Origin of the sequence: Streptomyces sp. NPDC052016, assembly GCF_044548445.1 — a bacterium.
GTDB lineage: Bacteria > Actinomycetota > Actinomycetes > Streptomycetales > Streptomycetaceae > Streptomyces.
This window is the reverse complement of sequence record NZ_JBIUBX010000042.1, coordinates 25,210-46,791: the sequence shown is the minus strand read 5'-3', so window position 1 is coordinate 46,791 and position 21,582 is coordinate 25,210. Positions and strand designations below refer to the sequence as shown.

The 21,582-nt window shown below is 68.3% G+C and carries 15 protein-coding genes and 4 pseudogenes; 15 read left to right on the top strand and 4 right to left on the bottom strand.

What is annotated here, in order from left to right:
* The first annotated feature begins 40 nt into the window (after positions 1-40).
* The 5 genes from ACIHAR_RS37470 (at position 41) to ACIHAR_RS37450 (ending at position 4,379) form a co-directional block, all read left to right on the top strand.
* The gene (locus tag ACIHAR_RS37470) at positions 41-565 is read left to right on the top strand and encodes a DoxX family protein (protein WP_365468411.1); all 525 of its coding nucleotides are present in this window, start codon (positions 41-43) and stop codon (positions 563-565) included.
* Positions 546-1,283: a YoaK family protein gene (locus tag ACIHAR_RS37465; RefSeq protein WP_400023705.1), complete on the top strand. Its 738-nt coding sequence runs from the start codon at positions 546-548 to the stop codon at positions 1,281-1,283. The genes ACIHAR_RS37470 and ACIHAR_RS37465 overlap by 20 nt, the downstream gene beginning before the upstream one ends.
* 166 nt (positions 1,284-1,449) lie before the next feature.
* Positions 1,450-3,102, top strand: a complete 1,653-nt coding sequence (locus tag ACIHAR_RS37460) for an MFS transporter (RefSeq protein ID WP_400023703.1) — start codon at positions 1,450-1,452, stop codon at positions 3,100-3,102.
* Positions 3,103-3,155: 53 nt separating this feature from the next.
* Entirely contained in the window at positions 3,156-4,016 is an 861-nt protein-coding gene (locus ACIHAR_RS37455; RefSeq protein WP_400023727.1) for a pirin family protein, read from the top strand.
* A 24-nt stretch (positions 4,017-4,040) separates the two neighbouring features.
* Positions 4,041-4,379 (top strand): GNAT family N-acetyltransferase, encoded by a 339-nt coding sequence (locus ACIHAR_RS37450; RefSeq protein ID WP_365468420.1) that lies wholly within the window; start codon positions 4,041-4,043, stop codon positions 4,377-4,379.
* Positions 4,380-4,414: 35 nt separating this feature from the next.
* Here the strand turns inward: ACIHAR_RS37450 and ACIHAR_RS37445 are convergent, their stop codons facing one another.
* From ACIHAR_RS37445 to ACIHAR_RS37435, 3 genes are read right to left on the bottom strand one after another with little or no spacing between them, the layout of a single operon-like run.
* Positions 4,415-5,230, bottom strand: coding sequence for a carbohydrate ABC transporter permease (locus ACIHAR_RS37445; RefSeq protein ID WP_400023701.1), 816 nt, complete (start codon positions 5,228-5,230; stop codon positions 4,415-4,417).
* 11 nt (positions 5,231-5,241) lie between these two features.
* The gene (locus tag ACIHAR_RS37440; protein WP_400023699.1) at positions 5,242-6,192 is read right to left on the bottom strand and encodes a carbohydrate ABC transporter permease; all 951 of its coding nucleotides are present in this window, start codon (positions 6,190-6,192) and stop codon (positions 5,242-5,244) included.
* Positions 6,164-7,414 (bottom strand): extracellular solute-binding protein, encoded by a 1,251-nt coding sequence (locus ACIHAR_RS37435; protein ID WP_400023698.1) that lies wholly within the window; start codon positions 7,412-7,414, stop codon positions 6,164-6,166. The genes ACIHAR_RS37440 and ACIHAR_RS37435 overlap by 29 nt, the downstream gene beginning before the upstream one ends.
* 1,154 nt (positions 7,415-8,568) lie before the next feature.
* Between ACIHAR_RS37435 and ACIHAR_RS37430 the strand changes: the two genes are divergently transcribed.
* The 8 genes and pseudogenes from ACIHAR_RS37430 (at position 8,569) to ACIHAR_RS37395 (ending at position 18,196) form a co-directional block, all read left to right on the top strand.
* The gene (locus ACIHAR_RS37430) at positions 8,569-11,367 is read left to right on the top strand and encodes an ATP-binding protein (protein WP_400023697.1); all 2,799 of its coding nucleotides are present in this window, start codon (positions 8,569-8,571) and stop codon (positions 11,365-11,367) included.
* 181 nt (positions 11,368-11,548) lie between these two features.
* On the top strand, positions 11,549-14,305 hold the full coding sequence (locus ACIHAR_RS37425; protein ID WP_400023696.1) for an AAA family ATPase: 2,757 nt from the start codon (positions 11,549-11,551) through the stop codon (positions 14,303-14,305).
* A 116-nt stretch (positions 14,306-14,421) separates the two neighbouring features.
* Positions 14,422-15,150: an alpha/beta hydrolase gene (locus tag ACIHAR_RS37420; RefSeq protein ID WP_365468432.1), complete on the top strand. Its 729-nt coding sequence runs from the start codon at positions 14,422-14,424 to the stop codon at positions 15,148-15,150.
* Between the two features lie 114 nt (positions 15,151-15,264).
* A pseudogene (locus ACIHAR_RS37415) lies at positions 15,265-15,547 on the top strand (transposase); the annotation flags it as partial.
* Positions 15,547-15,719: pseudogene (locus tag ACIHAR_RS37410) on the top strand (carbohydrate ABC transporter permease); the annotation flags it as partial. The pseudogenes ACIHAR_RS37415 and ACIHAR_RS37410, both read left to right, overlap by 1 nt.
* 242 nt (positions 15,720-15,961) lie before the next feature.
* Positions 15,962-16,936, top strand: a complete 975-nt coding sequence (locus tag ACIHAR_RS37405; RefSeq protein ID WP_400023694.1) for a helix-turn-helix domain-containing protein — start codon at positions 15,962-15,964, stop codon at positions 16,934-16,936.
* 141 nt (positions 16,937-17,077) lie between these two features.
* A pseudogene (locus tag ACIHAR_RS37400) lies at positions 17,078-17,215 on the top strand (LuxR C-terminal-related transcriptional regulator); the annotation flags it as partial.
* Positions 17,216-17,803: 588 nt separating this feature from the next.
* Entirely contained in the window at positions 17,804-18,196 is a 393-nt protein-coding gene (locus ACIHAR_RS37395; RefSeq protein ID WP_400023692.1) for an SsgA family sporulation/cell division regulator, read from the top strand.
* 86 nt (positions 18,197-18,282) lie between these two features.
* Here the strand turns inward: ACIHAR_RS37395 and ACIHAR_RS37390 are convergent.
* A pseudogene (locus tag ACIHAR_RS37390) lies at positions 18,283-18,947 on the bottom strand (DDE-type integrase/transposase/recombinase); the annotation flags it as partial.
* A gap of 709 nt (positions 18,948-19,656) precedes the next feature.
* Between ACIHAR_RS37390 and ACIHAR_RS37385 the strand changes: the two are divergent.
* Complete coding sequence (locus ACIHAR_RS37385) at positions 19,657-20,349, top strand: DUF4232 domain-containing protein (protein WP_400023690.1); 693 nt, start codon at positions 19,657-19,659, stop codon at positions 20,347-20,349.
* A gap of 283 nt (positions 20,350-20,632) precedes the next feature.
* Positions 20,633-21,490, top strand: a complete 858-nt coding sequence (locus ACIHAR_RS37380; protein ID WP_400023688.1) for an alpha/beta fold hydrolase — start codon at positions 20,633-20,635, stop codon at positions 21,488-21,490.
* The last annotated feature ends 92 nt before the right edge of the window (positions 21,491-21,582 follow it).

Here is a 21,582-nt window from a genome sequence, read left to right as displayed (position 1 = left end):
CCACGCACCGGCACGTAAACGTCAGGAACAGGTAGGAACGATGGACGCTGGACTGTTGGTCCTCCGGCTGGTGGTGGGGTTTCTCATCGCCGGGCACGGTGTGCAGAAGGTGAGCTTCCGGCTCGGAGGCAACGGGCTGGCGGGCGGGACCGAGGAGTTCCGCCGCGACGGATTCCGCGGCGGCCGGCTGACCGCCGTCGTCGCGGGGGCCAGTCAGATCGGTTCCGGCCTGTTCCTGGCTGCCGGACTGCTCACGCCCCTGGCCGCGATGGCCGCGATGGGCGTGATGACGGTCGCCGGCACCGTCAAGTGGCCCAAGGGGCTCTGGGTGCAGAACGACGGCTACGAATACCCCCTCGTGCTGGTCGTCGTCTCCGCCGCACTGGCTCTCACTGGGCCCGGGCGGTGGTCCGTGGACCACGCACTGGCCGTCACCCCCTGGCCGGTGTGGGTCTGCGTCGCCGCGATCATCATGGGCCCGGCCAGCGGCCTGCTCACCCGGGTGGTGCTGCACCGGCCGGCCACCGCGGGGGAAGGGACTCGGGATGCGAAGGCTGCTGACTGACGCGTTCCGCACCCTGGTACCGCGCGGAGAGGAACGTCACGGCCCGCTGCCTCCGCTGATGCTGGTCCTGACGGTGGTCACCGGGCTCGTCGACGCCGTCAGCTACCTGGCGCTCGGGCACGTCTTCGTCGCCAACATGACCGGCAACGTGGTCTTCCTCGGGTTCGCCCTGGCCGGCGACGAGAGCCTGTCGGCACTCGCCTCCGTCGTCGCGATGGCCGCCTTCCTCCTCGGCGCGCTGGCGGGAGGCAGGCTCGCCACTGCGTTCGCCACACACCGGGGGCACCTGCTGCGTTCAGCCGCGGCTGTGCAAACCGTCCTGATCGCGGTCACCGTCGTGGCCGCCGCCCTGTCGGACGGCCGGGTCACCACCGGCGTCCAGTACACCCTGATCGTGTTCCTGGGCATCGCCATGGGCCTGCAGAACGCGGTCGCCCGGCGCCTCGGTGTCCCGGACCTCACCACGACCGTCCTGACGCTGACGCTGACGGGCCTGGCCGCGGACTCCACTCCGGCCGGCGGCGAGGCCCCACGCCCCGGCCGCCGGATCCTGTCCGTGCTCGCCATGTTCCTCGGCGCCCTCGTCGGAGCCCAGCTCGTCCTGCACGGCCATCTCGCGCTACCCCTGGTACTGGCGCTGGCGCTGCTGGCGCTCACCACCGTGGCAGCCCACCGAGTCTCGACCCCCGACGCCGCCTGGATCAGGTCCCGTCCGTGAACGACACACCGGCCCACTGGCGGCACTGCGCCGAGAGAACACACCCTGTGCGCTGACCGGCAACACCGGCCCGCCGACCGCCCTAGTTTCAACACGACAGCAGGCGCCCGATGTCCGCGACATTCGCCGAAGCCGGCGCGTCATCACCCACCCCGCCTGGACCAGCATGAGCACCGTATCGCCCTCCCCGTCGACACAGTCCCCGAAGCCGGATTCCGCATGGGCGCCGCTCGCGGCGCGTGTCTTCCGGGCGCTGTGGATCGCCCAGCTGGTCTCCAACATCGGCAGCTGGATGCAGATGGTGGGTGCCCAGTGGCTGCTGATCGGGCACGATGCGGCACTGGTGACACTCATCCAGACGGCCTCCAGCCTGCCGGTCGTGCTCCTGGCCCTGCCGTCGGGCGTGGTCGCCGACCGTTACGACCGTCGCGGTGTGCTGCTGGCCGCGCAGTTCGCGATGTTCGCGGTCTCCAGCGCGCTGACAGTGCTGGCCTTCGCGGACGCGCTCACCCCTGTACTGCTGCTCGTCCTGACCTTCCTGCTGGGATGCGGCACCACCTTGATGGGTCCGGCCTGGCAAGCGATCCAGCCGGAGCTGGTGGAACGCCGCCAGCTCGGTCAGGCCGCGGCGCTGGGTGGCGTGAACATCAATCTGGCCCGAGCCGTCGGTCCGGCCGTCGGCGGAGTGGTCGTGGCGGCGGCGGGCGCCGGGTGGGTGTTCGCCTTCAACGCCGTGTCCTACCTCGGCATCGCCGCTGTCCTGTTGCTCTGGCGCCGTCCCCCAACGGATGTCACCGGCCCCAGCGGCGAGAAGTTGCTGACCGCCCTCGATGCGGGCCGCCGGTACGTGTGGTACGCACCGGACATCCGCCGCGTACTGCTGCGCATGGTCCTGTTCATCCCCGGTGGCGCCGCGATGTGGGCGCTGCTGCCGCTCGTGGCGAGCCGCTCCCTGCACCTGGGATCGGGCGGCTACGGCCTGCTGCTCGGCGCAGTCGGTGTCGGAGCGGTGGCGGGCGCCTTCGTGCTGCCCCGCAGCAACCAGGTGCTGGGCGCCAATGGCACGCTGGGCGGCGGTGCCCTGATCTTCGCGGGTGTTCTGGCGGTACTGGCCACGGTGCACATCCCGTGGCTGGTGACGGTCTCGCTGCTGTTCGCCGGTCTGGCGTGGATCGGGGTCCTGGCCACCCTCAACGCGGCCATGCAGACGCGCCTGCCAGGCTGGGTCAGGGCCCGCGGTCTCGCCGTCTATCTCCTCGTCTTCCAAGGCGGCCAGGCGCTGGCGGCACCCCTGTGGGGCGGCCTCGCCGACCGGCTGGGACTCGCCATCCCGCTCCTGGCCGGCAGCGCGTTGCTGCTGGTCAGTGCCGTAAGCCTGCGTCGCTGGCCGCTGCACGGGGCAGACGGCGTCGACCCCTCGCCGTCCGAGCACTGGCCGGTCCCGCCTCTGGTGTTCGAGCCGGGGCCGGCCGACGGACCGGTGCTGGTCACCGTCTCCTACCGCGTCGCCCCGGGAAACGCAGCCGCCTTCAGTGACTGCATGGAGCACGTCGCCCGTTCCCGGCGGCGTACCGGAGCGCTCACCTGGGGTCTCTACCAGGACGGACAGGATCCCGGGCACTTCATCGAGAACTACCTCGTCGCCTCCTGGTCCGAACATCTCGCTCAGCACAGCGACAGGCTCACCCTCACCGACCGCCACCACGAGGAGCAGGCACGTCGTCTCCTGGTGCCCGGCAGCCGGCCAGCGGTCACCCATGCCTTCGACACATCCTCGGGACCCGTTGTTCCCCAAAGCAAAGGAGGTGGAGGCCAGTGAGCGGCATTGAGGTACTGGCCCCACGGGACGTCCCCCTCGGCGGCCCGCGGGCGATGAAGGTGCGGCGTACGCTGCCGCAGCGCGCCCGGACCCTGATCGGCGCGTGGTGCTTCGCCGACCACTACGGCCCCGACGACGTCGCCGTCACGGGCGGCATGGACGTCGCGCCGCATCCGCACACCGGACTGCAGACGGTGAGCTGGCTGTTCAGCGGCGAGATCGAGCACCGGGACAGTCTCGGCAGCCACGAGCTGGTACGACCGGGCGAGCTGAACCTCATGACGGGTGGGTACGGCATCAGCCACTCGGAAGTCTCGACGGCGCGCACCACGATCCTGCACGGCGTGCAGTTGTGGGTGGCGTTGCCCGAACAGCACAGGTACGCGGAGCGCGACTTCCAGCACCACGTGCCCGAACCGGTGCGGATCGCCGGGGCCGAGGTCCGGGTATTCCTGGGCTCCCTCGCCGGGGACGTCTCCCCCGTGGCGACCTTCACGCCCCTGCTCGGTGCCGAAGTCGTCCTGGAGCCCAGGGCGGCCGTCACGCTCACCGTCGAGCCTGGCTTCGAGCACGGCCTTCTCGTCGACACCGGACCTGTCCGCATGGCCGACACGCTTCTGCGGCCTGCGGAACTGGGGTACGCCGACACGGGAAACGACACCTTGACGTTGACCAACGAGTCGGACGGCACAGCCCGGACCGTCCTCCTCGGTGGAACACCGTTCGAGGAACGGATCGTCATGTGGTGGAACTTCATCGGCCGCAACCACGGAGACCTCGTGCGGGCCCGGGAGGACTGGCAGAACGCCTCCGACCGATTCGGCGCGGTCGAGGGCTACGACGGTGACCGCCTCCCCGCCCCGGCCCTGCCGAACGCCGTCATCGCACCGCGCGGAAACCCACCGCGCCGCTGACCCACACCAACCGAAAGGATCCCGATGCCCCAGCCTTCCGCCACTCCCACCGTCGAGCGGGTGGACAACCGACACCGATACGAAATCCGCATCGACGGAAAACGCGTCGGTCTGACCGCCTACCGCGACCGTGGTGAGCAGCGGGTCTTCTTCCACACGGAAGTCGACGACGCCTTCGCCGGCCAGGGCCTGGCCGCGCGGCTGGTCCAGGAGGCGCTCACCGACGTACGCGCGTCAGGCAAGCGCATCGTGCCGGTCTGTCCCTACGTGGCCAAACACCTGACCCGGCATGAAGAGTTCAACGACATCACCGACCCGGTCACCCCGGAGGTCCTGCGATGGCTGGAGACGGAGTTGGGGTGACGGCCGAGGTCCATCGGCGTGACCATCTCCCCGCCTCATTTGATGGCTCCGCTGGTGGTTCCGGCGGTGACATAGCGCTGAGCGACGGCAAGCAGCACGGCCGCCGGGGCGGACGCCAGAACCGCGGTAGCCATGACGGCGTTCCACCGGTTCGTGTGTGCACCGATGTATTGGTAGATGCCCAGGGTGATCGGCCGTACCGTCTCCGTGGTGGTCAGCGTGAGAGCGAAGAGAAAGTCGCTCCAGGTGAAGAGAAAGGTGAAGACGGCGGCAGTGATCAACGAGTTGGCGCTGATCGGGAGCACCACGGAGCGGAACGCACGCCAACTGCCCGCGCCGTCCACTCGCGCGGCCTCGATGATCTCCTTGGGGATGCTTTGCATGAACGAACGCAGGATGAGGATCGCGAAGGGAACCCCTGCGCTGGAGTCGGCGAGGATCAGTCCGAGGTAGGAGTTCAGCAGTCCCAGGTCGTTGTAGGCGCTGTAGAGCGCGTTCGCCACGACGATGCCCGGCACCATCTGCGTGATCAGGATGCCGAAGAGCACAAGGTTGGTTCCTCGCATGGGGAAGTGAGCCAGCGCGTAGGCCGCCGGGGTGGCCAGGCCGAGGCTGAGCGCCACGCTGCCGAGCGCCACCACCAGGCTGGTGACGAGGTTGGTGCCTTGATCGCGCAGCGCGGTGGCATAACCGCTGAAGTCCGGGTGGAAGGGGAACCAGCCTCCCCGCAGTGTGTTCCCCGCCGGCTGCAGGGAGGCGTTCACCATCCAGTAGACGGGAAACAGCATCACCGCGAGCAGGAAGATCCCGACGATCGTGGACGGCCAGCCACGGCTCGGTGCACGCTTCACAAACTCCCCTCTCAGGCGTGCTGGGCGCGCCGGTGGGCGCGCAGATAGACGAGGGCGAAAACGAGCGACATGACGATGAGTACGTTGCTCATCGCGGCGCCGCGCCCGAAATCGAACTGCTGGAAGGACAGTTCGTAGGACTGGGTGGCGAGGGTCTCCGTGGCGTTGGCCGGTCCTCCCCCCGTCACCACGAGGATGATGTCCAGCACCTTGAGCGTGTAGACCACGCCCAGCACCAGCACGACGCTGGCCACAGGGCGCAACAGTGGCCAGGTGACATAGCGGAACGACGTCACCGGACCGGCGCCGTCCAGCTTCGCCGCCTCGTACAGATGGGTCGGGATGTCCTGCAGACCGCCGTACAGGATCGCGGTGTTGAAGGGGATGCCCACCCAGATGTTGACAAGGATCACCGACACCAGCGCCTCGGAGGTGCCGGTGAGCCAAGGGACGCCGGACGACAGGAGGTGGAGTCTGCCCAGTGCGTCATTGACGACTCCCGTGTCGGTGTCGAGCATCCACTTCCACGTCGTGGCGGAGACGACCAGCGGCAGCAGCCACGGCAGCAGCAGGAGCGACCGCAGAACGCCGCCGAGCGGAAATCGGCGCTGGAAGAAGAGGGCCAAGGCCAGGCCGAACACGAACTGCCCGATGATCGAACCAGCTGTGAACAGGATCGTCGTCACAAAGGCCTTGGAGAACAGATCCGACGTCAGGATCTTCGCGTAGTTCTGCAGTCCCACGAACGGCGCGGCACCGGTGTAGAAGGTCGTGGCCGTGTACTGCTGGAAGCCCATCACGACGTTCTTGACGATCGGGTAGCCGAAGAACAGCAGCAGATATGCCCCGGCGGGCACGATGAACATCCACTGCGCGAGCGACTCCCGAAGGCGTGCCCGGGCCGCACTGCGGCCTGTGCCGTCCACGTCATCCTCAGGAACTGGTCGCGATCTGCTGGGCATGCTTCAGCGCCTCTTGCGGTGTCTGCTCACCCGTCAGCGCCAACTGGATCGCCGTGTAGATCCCGGTCGCTGCCTTCGGCCACTTGACGCCGAGCTCGCTGGTACGGGACCGGGCCTCTTCGACGCTTTTGACGAAAGCCGCCATCGACGGGACCTGCTGGGCATACTGGGCGGCCACCGCAGCGCGGGACGGCACGGTGAACCTCTGCTTGGCCTGTGCGAGCATGTTCGCGGGGTCGTTCAGGCAGGCGACCACCTGCGCCGCCTTCTCCTGCTTCGCCTTGGAAGCGTTCTGCGGGACGGTCCACACCTCGCCGCCGAGCGGAGTGACAGGGGTCTGCCCCGCACGGGGAACAGGGATGGGGGCCACCCCCCAGCGCAGGTTCTTAAGCTCGTTCATGGCCGGGATCCTCCAGGGGCCGTTGACCATCATGGCTGCCTTGCCGGCGACGAACTGGTCATGGAGGTCGGCCTGATTCCAGTTCAGCACCGACTTTGACATCGATCCGCTCTTCACGAGGTCGACCCACAGCTGGAGTGCCTGCGCCGCCTGCGGGGTGTCCAGACGTTTCTCGTCCCCGCCGTTGGACCACAGGAAGGGCAGGAACTGCCAGCTGCCCTCGAAAGTGGCGTTCGCGTCGACCGCCATGCCGTAGCGCCCCGGGCGGGTCAGCTTGGCTGCAGCTGCCTTGAGCTCGTCCCAGGTTCTCGGTACCGCGACACCGGCCTCGGAGAGCATGTCCTTGTTGTAGACGAGGGCGATCGTGCTGACCGTGGGCGCCAGTCCGTACACCTTCCCCTCGTACGTGCCCGCCGAAAGGATGCCTTTGGCGAAACCGCTGGAGTCGATGCCGTACTGGTCCAGCGGGGTCAGCGCGCCGGTCTGCGCGATCTGCTGCAGGTCGGGGTTGTCCAGCATCAACAGGTCTGGAAGGGTCCGCGACGACGCCTGTTGCAGGACCTTGGGGACGAGCGACGGCCCGGGAACGCTTGAGTGCTTGACCTTTACGCCGGCGGTCTCGCCGCAAGCGCTGAGCCGCTCGCTCCACTGGGCGTGTTCGGCTTCGTCGGTGTAGTAGTCGAGTGCCGTGATGGACGTGACCTTGTCTGTGGCGGATCCGTTGTCGGTTCCGTCACCGCATCCGCCGGCAGCCAGTGCCAGAGCGACGGTTCCGAAGAGGGCGGCGATCCGCCGCGCCGGCGGTCTGACTGGAGAGATCATGGTGGTGCCTGTTCCCGAGCGACTTGCGTGACCTGTATGTACGTCTCGGGAGCTGATGGACGAATCCGGGTCCCGTGACAACTCGGTCAGACTAAGCGCACGGGACGAGGCCCATGTGTCCTAGACGGTAACGAAACGGTCTACGGCGGCGTATGCCGTGACGGCAAGTCCAGCGTTTGCCCAGGCGAGGGGCCCGGGTCGTTCAGCCGCTCAAGGGGTAGGCCGAAGCCCGTTCGCCACGCCCCCTGCCCCGTTTCTGCGGCTTCCCGGATCATCGCTGCCACAACACCGGGCTGCAACACCGCAACAGCGTGCGTCCAACACGCATCCGGCCGCCATGCGCTGTGCCATGAAGCGCTGAGCGGTGAGGTTGAGCCTCTGGTCAGCGGCCGCGATGGCGTACCAGAACGGGCTTGGAGGCCCATGCCGGCGGCCCCCATCCTCCGGTGAGGACGGTCGAGCCGATCGGGCGTTGCCTCACGCTGCACGCGTGCCGCCGCCGTGTGGGCGCCTGACTCGGCGAACGACGCATGGGCATGAGCCAGGGTGGCCGCTGCCTCGGCGGGGAGACGCGATCACGGTCAGTCCTCTTGCCGCGGGTGGGGGATCGGACGCCGTCGAGGCGTGGAGCCGACGCGACGACTCCACCCGGGTCCGCGACGGCCGTTCCGCGGCCCGTGTGGGTGATCCGGTTTACACCTGCGCTTCGGCCGCGGGCGGGCCCAACACAGGCGGCACGAGATCTGCAGTCCTACCAGCTCGACCCCGCCGCCCGCGCCCGCCTCACCGGCGCCTTCATCGCCATGTTCTTCGTCGGCCGGAGGCTGGATCGCGCTGACCGTCCTCGGCGCCGCCCTCGCTGTCGGCTCTCCTCTACTGGGCCACAGAGCGCCGACAGCGAGCGGCGGCGAAGCCGGGTACCGCGAGCCTGTAGTGCCGGCCGGCGTCCGGGAAGCGACCCTGGCGACCAGGCTTAAGATGCAGGTAAGAGGCATCTCGTCTGGCGGACGGTGCTGTTTCCCGGGTGAAGGGACATGGCACGCTGTGGCACCACTCACCTGGTTCCACGTTCCGTCGTCTCCCAGCCACGCACTCATACGGGGCCCCGCTTGGACCGTTTTCAGCAGCCGTTCCCTACTGGTGGAGCCGGTGGCGTGCAGCCACCCGTACGGGGCCGGGAAGAGGAGCTGGACTTCATCGGCGCGCGGTTCGACGCGCTGGCTCAGGGCCGCGGCGGCGTCCTGTGCGTGGAAGGTGCGCCCGGCAGCGGCAAAAGCCGTCTCCTGTGGGAGGCGCAGGTCGTCGCGGTGCGCCGTGGGCTGAGGGTGTTCCGCGGAGGCGCGGATCCCGACGGCCAGTTCGTTCCGCTAGGCCCGCTGCTGGACGGTCTGCTGACGGGCCCCGAGCCGTTGTTCGACAGGGACAAGCTGCGTGACCTCGCGGTGGCGCCCGAGCAGCGGTTCTGGCTGTTGCAGGAGTTGCAGGACCGGCTGGAGCAGGCGGCGCTCAGCACACCGCTGGTCATCGTCCTGGACGACGTCCAGTGGCTGGACGACGTGACACTTCTCGCCCTGCGCACGCTCTCGGCCCGCCTGTCCTCCCACGCGATCCTGTGGCTGGTGGCCGTCCGCTGTGGCACGAGGACACTCGGTGTGCGCACGACGCTGGACCGGCTGGATCAGGCCGGTGCCCATCGGCTCCCGCTCGGACCGCTGGCCGACACCGCGGTCGCCCAGATCACTGAGGACGTGCTGGGAGCGCCTCCGGATCCGGCGACGCTGAGCGCTGCCCGCCGGGCTGAGGGCGTGCCCCTGCTCCTGGTGGAGCTGCTCCGCGGCATGCGCGACGAGCACTCGGTGATCGTCGAGCACGGCGTGGCGCGTCTGGCGGGTGGACGCCTTCCCGACCGTTTCCAGATCTCCGTACGACAGCGTCTCGACCAGCTCTCCGAACCGACCCGGGAGATCGTGCAGACCGCGTCCGCCGTCGGCCGCGCGGTCACCGTCGACTTTCTGGCCGAGCTGCTTGACAAGCCGACGGCGACGCTCATCGCACCGGTGGAGGAGGCCCTCGACTCTCATCTGCTCGTCGAACGGAACGACCGGTTGCTGTTCCGCCACGACCTGATCCGCGAGGCCGTCGAGGGCAGCCTGCCCGTGTCCGTACGCCGGGCTCTGCGGTGCCATGCCGCCGACATCCTGCTGGCGCGCGGGGCACCGGTGACTGAGGCAGCCGCTCTTTTCCTGGACAGTGCGGGGCCGGGTGACCGCAGGGCCGTGGAGCTGCTGAGAGCCGCCGCGGCGGAACTCGCGACGTCCGCGCCGTCGTCAGCGGTGGAACTCAGCCGCCAGGCGCTGGAACTCACCGCCGAGCAAGCCCTCGAGCGGCCGGCGATCATCGCAGAGTTGGTGCTGTTGCTCTGGCAGGCCGGACAGTCGGAGGAGGCCCGTGGGCTCGCCGCCGCGGCGCTGCCCGGCAGCATGGAGCCGGAGGCCGAAGCGCGGGTGCGGCTCGGCCTGGCGCGGGTGTCTGGCCAGCACGACTTCACGGAGGCGGCTCGGCAGGCCGAGGCCGGAGCCGCTCTTCCCGGTATCCCGACCTCGCTGCGGGCACAGTTGCTTGCGCTGCGGTCCCTCGAACTGGCGATGGTGGGGGACTTGGAGGCGACCGCCCACGCCGTGTCCGATGCTCTGGAGGCTGCGGCGCAGGCTCAGGACAAGGCCGCCGAGGCCACCGCGGTCGCCGTCGACTCGATCGTGCGATTCTACCGGATGGACTGGAGTGCCGCGTTCGAGTGTGCGGACCGGGCTTCGGCCCTGGCGGCCGACGTCGGGTTCGCCCATTCGCTGTGGGTGCCGGAGGCTCTGTGGAAGGCGTTCCTGCTGAACGCGGCGGGCCGTTCGGTCGAGGCGCTCGCCGAGTCCGAGGCCGGAGTGCGCGAAACCCAGCGGCAGGGCCAGGCAGCGGCCATGGGATTGTGGATCATGAACAGGTCCCGGGCACTGCTGGACGCGGGGCGGCTGGAGGATGCGCGAGCCGAGGCCGAAGCCGCGTCCGCGATGGCCGACGAACTGGGCTTGGGCAACTTCGCCGACACCACCCTCCTGTACACGCTGGTACGCGTCGCCCTGCACACGAACGACCTGGAGGCGGCCAGAGCGTACGCGGCCGACGTGACGCGGATGCTGAGCGACTCGGCGATCCTCGTGCGCAACGTCGGCTCCTGGCTGTTGGCGCTGGTGGCGGATGCCGAAGACGATCCTGACCGGGCCATGATGCTGCTCGACGAATCCTTCGGGACGTTCGGCCTGGAGGGCCCCTCCCTGGCCAGCCCGGACGACCCGGCCGACGCACCCGTCTTCGTCCGCATGGCCTTGCGGGCCGGCGCGCTGGAACGTGCCGCGGCCGCGGTCGCCGTGGCGGAGCGCCGGGCAGCCCTGAACCCGCAGTTCCCGATCCTGGCAGCGGCAGCCGCGCACGCCCGGGGACTGCTCGACAACGACCTCCTTCTCCTCCTTCGCTCCGTCGAGTTGTACGAGCGCATACCCCGGCTGATTCCCCGGGCCTCAGCGCTCGAGGACACCGGGCGCAAGCTGGCCGCACGGCGCGTCGTCGACGCCGTGCCCCACCTCCACCAGGCACTCGACCTCTACACCCAGGCCGGGGCCGAGCGGGACGCCGCACGCGTCCACCGTCGCCTGCGGGCCTTGGGGTCACCACGGCGCCGTACGACGTCCAAGGGGTCCGTCACGGCGTGGCCGGAACTGACCGCCTCGGAGGTCGCGGTGATCCGGCTGGTAGCCAAAGGCATGACGAACAAGCAGGCCGCAGAACGCCTCGCGATCTCACCCCACACCGTGAGCTCACACCTGCGGCACGCGTTCACCAAGCTCGGCATCACCTCCCGGGTCGAACTCGCCCGCCTGGCAGTCGCCCGCGAACACCCACAGTGACTGGTTCGTATCCCACGTCCTCCCTCGCGATCGGCCGGACTCGTGTGATGCGCGCGTCCACGGTTTATTGGCAGAATCGCCGCTTAGGGGAGGGGATCTGCTGCCGGCGGGTGCGGTCACTCGTCGGCATGGGCTGAGCCCGGCTCCGGCAGGCGGTGCGGGCTGGAAAGGGGCATAAGTGGTGGGGTCGGGCGAATTGCTGACCCGTAGCGGCCTGCGCGGCCGAGAGGCCGAACTCGAAGAACTTCACGCACTGATCGCCTCGGTGGCCCGCACCGGAAGTGGCGGGTTGGCCCTGATCCAGGGGGAACCGGGCATCGGCAAGACCACGCTGCTCGCCGAGGCCGTCACCCTGGCCAGGGCAGCGGGATTCTCCGTCGGCCTCGGCAAGGCCGATGAGCTGCATCACATCGCGCCCCTCTCCTCGTTGGCGGCCTGCGTCCTGCACGGCGACCAGCCTCTGCTGTCCGGTGACGCCTTCGCCGATCTCGCGCGGAATCAGGATCAGCGGATCTGGCTGGTGGAGCGCCTCGCGGAGGCGATCGAAGCCAGAGCCGGCAGTGCGCCGGTGCTGATCGGTCTTGACGACGTGCAGTGGGCCGACCCGCTCAGCCGGTTTGCCCTGAAGCAACTTCCGGCGCGTCTGCGGACCTCGCCGGTGCTGTGGATGCTGGCCGGGCGACCGGACCCCGCCGGGCCGACGGAAGAGATCTTTGCAGCCACAGCCGACGCGCTTCCGGCGGTCACTGTGCCCTTGGGGCCGCTGTCCAGCGCGGCCATCCGCCAACTGGCCGACGACACCCTGGGGACAGCCGTTGACGAGCGGGTACGGGACCTGCTCGACGGGGCCGGCGGGAACCCGTTTCTCGCGGTCGAGATGCTCGCGGGACTGGGCACCGCCGAGGCCTCGGGTGATCTCGTGCCCTCCACGCTCGTGGTGGGTGTGCGCAGCCGACTCAGATCTCTGCAGCCCAGCACCCTGCGCTTCCTTCAGATGGGAGCCGTGCTGGGGCGCCGGTTCGGCTTCTACGACGCCGCCGCGTTGTGCGCCCAGCCGCCCGCCACGTTGATCTCGGCGCTGGAGGAGGCGACGCGCGCCGGACTCTTGGAGGACGACGGTGACGATCTGGTCTTCCGGCATGATTTGCTGCGCCAGGCTGTCTACGTCGACATCCCGCCGTCCGCCCGGAAGGCTCTGCACCGTCAGGCTGCAGACCACCTTGTGGCTGCGGGCCGTCGGCCGATCGACGCGGTGCCGCACATCCTCAGGGGGGCTCTGCCCGGAGACGAGGAGTGCGTGGCGCTGCTGCGGCGAGTCGCTGAGGACGTGCTGCCGATCACACCGGGCCTCGCCGCCGACCTGATGACGCGGGCCCTGGAACTGGTGCCGCACTCCCGGCCGCTGAAATTCGAGGTGGGTGAGCAGGCAATCCTCTGCTTGACCCGGGCCGGCAGAAGTCGACAAGCGCTGTCGACCGGCGACCGGCTGCTGGCCTGCCGACCACCGCTGGATGTGTTCAGCCGGCTGCAGGCCGCCCTCGGCGAGACGCTGTGGAACATGGATCTCGCCGAGGAACTGCGCCGCCGGACCGAATCGGCCCTCGCCGTCGGTGGCGCCGCCCCGGAGGCCGCGGCGAGGTTGGCCGCCCTGCGCGCGCTGGCTCTGTCCCGGGGACATGATCTTGTCGCGGCACGTGAGGCCGGCGAGACCGCACTGCGGGCCGCCACCGCGATCGGTGACCGGGAGGCACACGTCCTGGCCTTGTCCGGGCTCGGCGAGATCGCGCAGAACGCGGGTGAGAACGCCGTCGCGCTGGAGCGCTTCGCCGCGCTCAGCACCATCGATTCAGCTTTCCTTCCCGAAGAGATCGTCGCGCACCTGCACATGGACGACTTCGCGTCCAGCAGACGGCTGCTCCTGCAAGCGGGAGACAACGCCGGGACGATGCGTCAGGCGATGATGCTGTGGGCACAGGGCCAGCACGATCTGGGGCTCGGCCGGCTCGACGACGCCGAGGCCAACTTCGCGACCATGGAGCGCCTGGAAGACGACGTACAGGTACCCGTCCAGCAGGTGAACGCTCGCGTGATCCGATCCCGGATCGCCCTGCTGCGCGGCGACCGAAAAGCGGCGCGGGAGCACCTGGTCGCAGCGCAGGAAAGACTGGCGGTCAAACCGAACCCGGGCAACACGGCCGCGGTGCGCTTCCTAGAAGCCATCCACGCCGAGGTCGACGGGGACATCGGGCTTGCCGTCGACAAGATCCGACAGGTTCAGAAGAAAGGTTTCTTCATGCGCTGGCGGCTGTTGCGCGACTGGGTCGAGTCCGCGATACGCATGGCCCTGCGCGGCGCGGACCACGAGCTCGCCGAGGACCTGGCCGCACAGGCTCAGACCCACGCCGAACGCAACCCTGCCGTGCCGACCGCCACGGGCATCGCGGCGCAGGCCCTCGGGCTCGTGAAAAATGATCTCGCCCTGCTGGAGGAATCCGTAGCACTGCTCAAGGCAAGCCCGCGCCCCCTGGTCCGGGCCGCCGCCTACGCGGATTTCGGACAGGCACTTCTGGCAGCGGGTCGGAGACCTCAGGCAGTGGCCGCCCTGACGCAGGCCCGCGGCATGTTCGCCGAGTCAGGCGCTCACGCCGTAGCGGCCCGCCTGCAGCGTGACCTGGACGGTGCAGGGGTCGGCAGCGGCAGGGCAGTGGCCAGGCAGCGCCCCGTCCAGGGATGGGGCGCCCTCACGGCCTCGGAGAAGAAGGTCGCGCGTTTGATCGCCGAGGGCCATACCAACCGGTCGGCCGCCGACTTGCTCTTCGTCTCCCCGCACACCGTCAACACACACCTGACCTCCGCCTTCCGCAAGCTGGCGGTGAACTCCCGGGTCCAGCTCGCCAACCTGGTCATGGCCTTGCCCGACACTGAGCGGACCTGTTGATGATTGGTACGTTCACGCGATGCCTCTCCGTGCTTGGACCCACTTGGCTGGGACAGCGAACTCAATCGGAGGGCACCGCGATGCCATCTATCCCCCCACCGCCCACCATCGTGCTTGTGCACGGGGCGTTCACCGATGCCTCATCCTGGGCGGGCGTCATCAGCCTCCTTCACGCTGCTGGTTCCACCGTGCGCGCCCCGGCGAACCCGCTGCGCGGCCTGACCCATGACGCTGCCTACATCAAAAAGGTGGTGCGTGACATCGATGTCCCTGTCGTGCTGGTAGGCCACGGCTACGGCGGCGCGGTCATCACGCACGCCGCCACCGACGCCGACAACGTCGTGGCGTTGTGCTACGTCGCAGCGTTCGGCCTCGACGCCGGCGAGTGCATTCTGGACATCACGAGCCGGTTTCCGCCCATGCCGGTGGCCGACGCGACTTTCACCGCCGACTTTCCGGCGCATCTTCCCGGCGGCCCGGACAGCGAGCTCTACATCAGCGAGGAACGGTTTCCCCAGGTGTACGCCGCCGATCTGCCGCCCCACGTGAAGAGTGTGATGTCCGTGGCACAACGCCCGATCGCCCACAGCGCGCTGACGAGCAGATCCGGCCCGCCGGCATGGGCCTCCAAACCGTCCTGGTACGCCATCGCGACCGCCGATCGGATGCTCAGCCCCACCGCTCAGCGCTTCATGGCACAACGCATGGCGGCCACCGAATACTTGCTGGACGGCTCACACGCCGTTGCGCTGTCGCAGCCCGACGCCGTGGTGGCGATGATCCGGGAAGCCGCCGAACAGGGCACCGGTCGCGGCGACGGCGACGAGCTTCGACAACCCTTCTGAACAGGGGAACGCGGTGATCGAACGTCTTCGCGCAGAGCCCTATCAGGACTCCGTCAGGTCTGTCTGGTGGTGCTGTTCAGGGGGCAGGCATAGAGAGGATGTGGACGCACCTGAGTGAACCGCGCTCAGGCGAGGTTGGCGCTTTCGTGGCTGACGTGTTCGCGTCGGTGCCGTGCAAGGATCAGCGGGCGAAAGGGGGGCCGCTACCTGCGGGGGGCTGATGCCGGACGGGCGGCGAAAGTCGATCCAGCCGATGGCGGAACGGCCGCCGGACGGCAGAGCAGAACCTGCGGCAGTTCGTGAATCAGTCGACTTGGGATCCGGTCGGTGCGGCGGCGGATCGCGGAGCGGATGGTGCCGCTGATCGGCCCGGATGCCTGGGCGGTCGATGAGATCCTGTTCACCCAAATGGTGTCGGGCATCGTCGTGGCCAACACGCTCTACGGCGCCTGCAACGACTTGGGGCTCCGAACTCCCACCTCGGCCTGATCCTCGCCGACTCCACCGCCGGGGTCCCCTTCGCGATCATCATCCTGCGGTCGTCCATGCAGAGCATTCCCAGGGAGATCTGGCCTCCGTCCCCGCCGCCCTGCTGCTCGTCATCGCTCAGTGCTACGTCGCCGCCGGCGCCACCAGCGAAGCCCTCAGTGAGGGGCGTCTCAGTCCGGCACTCCTGATCTAGTGGATTCACGCGATGTGCCGGCCCAAGCCGGCTGGCACGGTGTTCTGGAAGGCACACCAGGGTTCGGTGATCGGGCCGTCCGGTGGCCGGATCCGAACCACCTGTCGATCAGGATGCCAAGGGGGCCACATGTCTATCGTCCTTTCCACCGCGGCGCTGTCCGCAGCCGACCGAATAGAGCGCTGGCATGAAGCGGTGTCCCAGACATTCATACCGCTCGACGTCAAAAACCTGGAGGAAGATCCGTCGCCGGGAAGAATCGTCACCTACCAATGGGGTGCCACGCAGGTGTCGAACGTTCAGGCCGGGTCTCAAGAGGTGACGCGCAGCAAGCGCCTGATAGCCCGGGACGGGAAGGAATTCCTCATCCTCACCCTTCAGCGCAGAGGCAGCGCCGTCAAGGAGCAGGACGGGAGACAGTGCCTGATACAGCCGGGAGATTTCTCCATTTCTGATTCGTCTCGCGTGTTCAGAAAGAAAGTGCAGGGCGAGTTCTGCTTCACCTCCTTTCAGTTCCCTCGAAAGGAGCTCCGCGTGAGAGATGAGGACCTGCAGGAGCTGACTGCAAGAGCGTTCACGGGGCATGGCGGAAGTGCCGCACTGGTGGCAACCTATTTCGCGTCCATGGCGCGCGAAGCAGCGGGCTTCGACGACTTCGTCGGCCGTCAAGCCGTCGCCACCGGGCTCGACCTGCTGGCACTGTTCATCAACGAGCGGAACGGCCGCTGCAAGCCCCAGGCTCCCGATACTGGCGCGGCCATGATGGTGCGAGTGAAGGACCACATCCTGCGAAACCTCTCCGACCCAGACCTGTCACCCACCGCAATCGCCGCCGCCCACTTCATTTCGGTGCGCTACCTGCACAAGTTGTTCCAGATGGAGGGGACCACCGTCGGGGAATGGATCCGGATGCAGCGCCTGGAGCGGTGCCGTCGGGATCTTCTTCGATCCCCGGCCCAAGGACTCGGCGTGGCGACCGTCGCCCGACGCTGGGGTTTCGTGAGCCCCAGCCACTTCAGCCGTGTTTTCCGTGCCGCTTATGGCATAGCGCCTCGAGAGTGGCAGCTGCACGGCCTGTCCGGCGAACGGCGCCCGCCTGAGTGATGGTTCCCCGTTGTCAGGCGTGGGGGGCACAAGACGCGAGGCGATCGGCGAGCGCGCCAACGAGGTCGCGAAGTTCATCGGGAGCCCGCGCGGAGCTGCGAGCAAGCGGTGTGACTACCCGAACCCGCCAAAACCGAGCCACTGACGGAACTGACTGCCGAGCACCGCGAGATCGTACGGCCGGCGGAACGCGGACTACGCAACCAGGAAATCACCGAGCAGCGGAAGCTGTCCCCTCGCACGGTCAGCCCCCACCTCTACAACGTGTATCCGAAGCCGGGCGTCAGCAGCCACAAACCAACTCCGCGACTCCGACGACCCGTGCCCCTCACGATGAGCAGTGCGGCACGGGCACCTGAACTCATTCAGCGTGGTCCCGCGGTGCTTTGGCCACCCGCGGTGAAGTCGTCGGACATCTGTCTTTCGGATGGTGAGAAGAACGTGAATCGTCGACTTTCCACTGACCAATCGCGATCAACTCCGCCGCCAGGGCCTCCGCAATCATCGCCTATCTACCGGCCGCCGTACGCTGGGGATGCCGCTCGCGCTCGTGTTTACCGCGCTGGTGGCTGGGCTGACCTGGTCCGGCAACCTGGGCGCGGTCTTTGCGTTCCGATGATTACTCATCTCTTCTTTCTATCCCGGCTGGCGGACACGTGCAGCAGGCTCCAGCACTCAGGTCTGAAACCAGGTTCACGGAGCTCGTCGACAATTGACCGATGCCCAATCCCGTCTGGGATCACAACCCGTTCATTCCACGGCAACATGCGCCCATTGCGTGAATTCAGTGTAATTCGCAGAAAATCCACTCCTGCGGTCATTGGAATGAGGGATGAAGTAACCCGACCTCTTCCCTCGGTCATGTACATGGTGACAGCGCATGTCAGCGTCCCTTACGAGCTGCCGGCCCCGCTGCTCGCGGAGTTGCACTACGACATGACCGATCCCTACGCCGTCCGGCTGTTCATTGGCGCACCCGCGGACAGAACCGTGGACTGGGTGTTCGCCGGCACACTGCTCACGGAGGGCCTGCGCCGACCCGCCGGGACCGGGGACGTGCTGGTGATTCCCCGGCACCGTTGCCGCCCGGACTCCCTGCGCATCGTCCTGAGGTCGTCCGTCGGCGCGGCAATGGTCGACATCGCGGCGTCTGCGGTCGCCGCGTTCCTGCGGGGGTCGGTCGCGCTCGCGCCGCCGGGGACGGAGAGCCTTCACATCGACATGGACCGTGCCCTCGCCGCGCTCACGGGCAGGGACTGAGACGCACTCGACGGGTCGGAACGCCTGGAACTCTCGGCTTGTCGCCCAGCGAGCGACCAGCTTCGGCGTCGTTCCAGACGGTCGCGTCCAGGCTGTCCGGGAAGGTTGGTGCCGCGGCTTGCTGGGGGTTGGCCGCCGATGCCGGTGTGGGGTCGGTGGTATTTGTACCAGTCCAGCCAGTCGGGGAACTCCGCTTTGCGTTCGGTCTCTAGGTGTGGGGCTGCTGGTGGGCCCACTCGTCGAGCAGGTGCGGTGGAAGCGTTCGACCTTGCCGATGGTCTGGGGCCGCCAGGACCGGGTTCAGCGCGGACTGATGCCCAGCTGGTGGCAGGTGTCGCGCCAGGTGTTCTTGATGTAGGCCAGGCATTGTCGGTCAGCACCCGCTCGACGCTCACCCCGCGTGCGGCGAACCAGGCGACCGCTCGTCGTAGGAAGGTGCCGCAGGTGACTGCTCTCTCGTTGGGTAGGTGTTCGGTGTAGGCCAGACGGGAGTGGTCGTCCAGCGCGGCGTGCAGGTAGGCGTATCCGGTGCCGTTGCGGCGGTCCTGGTGGGCCCGGCCGGCTGCTCGTCCGAGGACTTTGTGGCCGCCGCTGTCGGGGATGCGACCGAGCTTCTTGACGTCGATGTGGATCAGTCGCCGGGGTGGGCTTGTTCGTAGTGGCGGACGGGTTCGCCGGTGGCCCGGTCGATGGCGGCCAGAGCGGGCAGGCCGGTGCGTAGCCGGACGAGGTGCACGCCAGCCCGCGAAACTGGAGGCCTTCTCAGGCGACTGGAAAACCGACAACAACGGCTACAACCTGCTCGTGGCGCCCGACACGGACAAGGGCGAAAACAGGTTCCATGCCGAGATACCGCGCCTTGGCGCCGTCATCGGCAAAGCCTTTCCGAAATGTGCGTGTCCTCGGACTGCTGCAGACACCGAAGGACGAGCGCCCCAACATGTGGTCCGCCGTCTACGGCTTCCGCGCGATGTACTTCATGGCCCTGGCGATGTTCGGCATGGCTTCACCGGAGAGTGGTGTTGCGATTGCGCGGAAGGCTGTTCACGGCCTGGCGTGTCCGGGTCCCCGAGCACGTTCGCCCGCGCGGCCTCGGCCTTGGGCGGCGGGCGGAAGGCGGTTGACCGAAAGCACCGCCTGTGGCCCCTGAACGCAGTACACACGGTGTTCCACGAGCAGTTCCTCGGGCACCGGCTGTCTGCAGCCACGCATTGCGCTGCGGGACCACCGGTAATGCGCCCGTAGGCAAAGAAGGCCCGTCGGCTGACCCTACAGTGATCCGAAAGCTGGGGAGAAGGTGAACATCACCGCACCGCTGCAGGCGCCCCAGCGACGAGCGCCTCAACATGTGGTCCGCCTTCTACGGCCTCCGGGCCATCTACTTCACCGACGGGCGATGTTCGCTGCGCCATTCACACACGCCTGTTTCGGGCGCCACATCTCAAGGGAGCAGAACAGACATGAGACCGGACTCCGACAGCACGGCCATCTCCTTGAGAGCACGACGGCTGGTGCCGGCGCTTTGCGCGGCGGCTGCCCTGGGCCTGCTCACAGCCTGCAACGGCGGCCAGGGCACCGCCAGCGCCCCGCAGACGGCACCCGGGACGGCTCAGTCGGCCTCCGGTGACAACTCCAGTCCCGCTGACGCCACGACTGGCACCACGACCACGGGTGGCACCTCCGCCGGCACCGGTTCGTCGAATGGCTCCGTCGACACATCAGCTTCCGGGAGCGGCGCCGCGAGCACTCGCTGCAAGGCGTCCGACCTGCGCGGGCACGTCGGTGAGAACGACCCGGGCGCCGGGCAGGAGAACTTCCCCATCGTCTTGACCAACTTCTCCGGGCGCACCTGCACCATTGACGGTTACCCGGGCGCCGCCTTCGTGGACGCCTCCGGCAAGCAGTTGGGGCTGGACCCCAAGCGCACCTCCGGAAGTCCCATGAAGATCACGTTGATGCCGGGCAAGAGTGCCTGGGCCGGACTGAGCTTCGCCAACCCGCAGGTCAGCGGGGCCAGCAAGGCCACGCCCACGGGGATCATGATCACTCCGCCGGACGAGAAGGAGGCCCTGACAGTGGACTGGACGGGCGGCGCGGTGCCTGTCTCCTCCGCCGCGAACCTGACGGTCTTCCAGGCGGGCACCGGCGCCTAAGCCGGCTCCCGCAAGGCTGCGCCAGGCCGAAGTTCCGGTCGCCGCCGTCCGCTGCCGACCATCATCCACGATTTCGTGATGCTGATCGCTACGAGTCAAACCCGAACCGCCCGAACCGCCATCGGCTCGGCCGTAGCCACTGTGCGCACCGCATCAACACCGTCTGGGCGCTCTTACGCGCAGGCAGCACGAGCCCACCCCTTTCAGGCCGGCACAACGTCCACCAATTGTCTTCACCACCCGCAAGTCCCTTTTGTACACAACCACGTTGCAGGAGACCGTCATGTTCCGCTTCTCTCGCACCCGCTCACCTCACACTGTCCGTACCGCAACTACCGTAGCCTTCGCATCGGTGACGGCCGGCTGCCTGTTGGCCGTCGGCACGGTGAGCAGCAGCGCCACCTCACACAAGGCCGGGTCGGGCAAGACCAAGCCGACCATTGTGCTGGTCCATGGCGCCTTCGCTGACGCCTCCAGCTGGTCCGGCGTCGTCCAGCGCCTGCAGCGCGACGGTTATCCGGTCGTCGCCACAGCCAACCCGCTGCGCGGTCTGAGCAGCGACACCGCCTACCTGCGCAGTGTCCTGGACACCGTGAAGGGCCCGATGATCCTGGTGGGCCACTCCTACGGTGGCTCCGTGATCAGCCAGGCCGCTGTCGGGGACCCGCACGTCAAGGCGCTCGTCTACATCGCCGCATTCATCCCCAACGTCGGCGAAAGCGCCGGCGAGCTGGCTGCCAAGTTCCCCGGCAGCACGCTGGGTGAAACTCTCGACACCGCCTCATACCCCTTGCCCGACGGCGGCACCGGCACCGAGCTGACCATCCAGCAGAACAAGTTCCGCCAGCAGTTCGCCGCCGACGTGCCCGCCTCCACCGCCGCGGTCATGGCGGCCGCCCAGCGGCCAGTCTCCACCCTCGCCCTGGAGGAAGAGGCCACGAAGGCGGCCTGGAAGGACATCCCCTCCTACTCCCTGATCGCCGGCAAGGACTACAACATCCCGCCCAAGGCCGAGCAGTGGATGGCCGAGCGTGCCCATGCCCGCACCGTCACCATCGACAGGGCCTCACACGCGGTGGCGGTCTCGCACCCGGCAGCGGTGACCGATTTCATCCTCCGCGCGGCCTGCGACGTCCGCTGAACCATCCCAGGCCGCGGCCATCGACTCCCACAGCCGGGCAGGGTCGCCGCTGAGGCGCGCCGCCGCACCGCGCCAAGCCTGGCTGGGCCGCC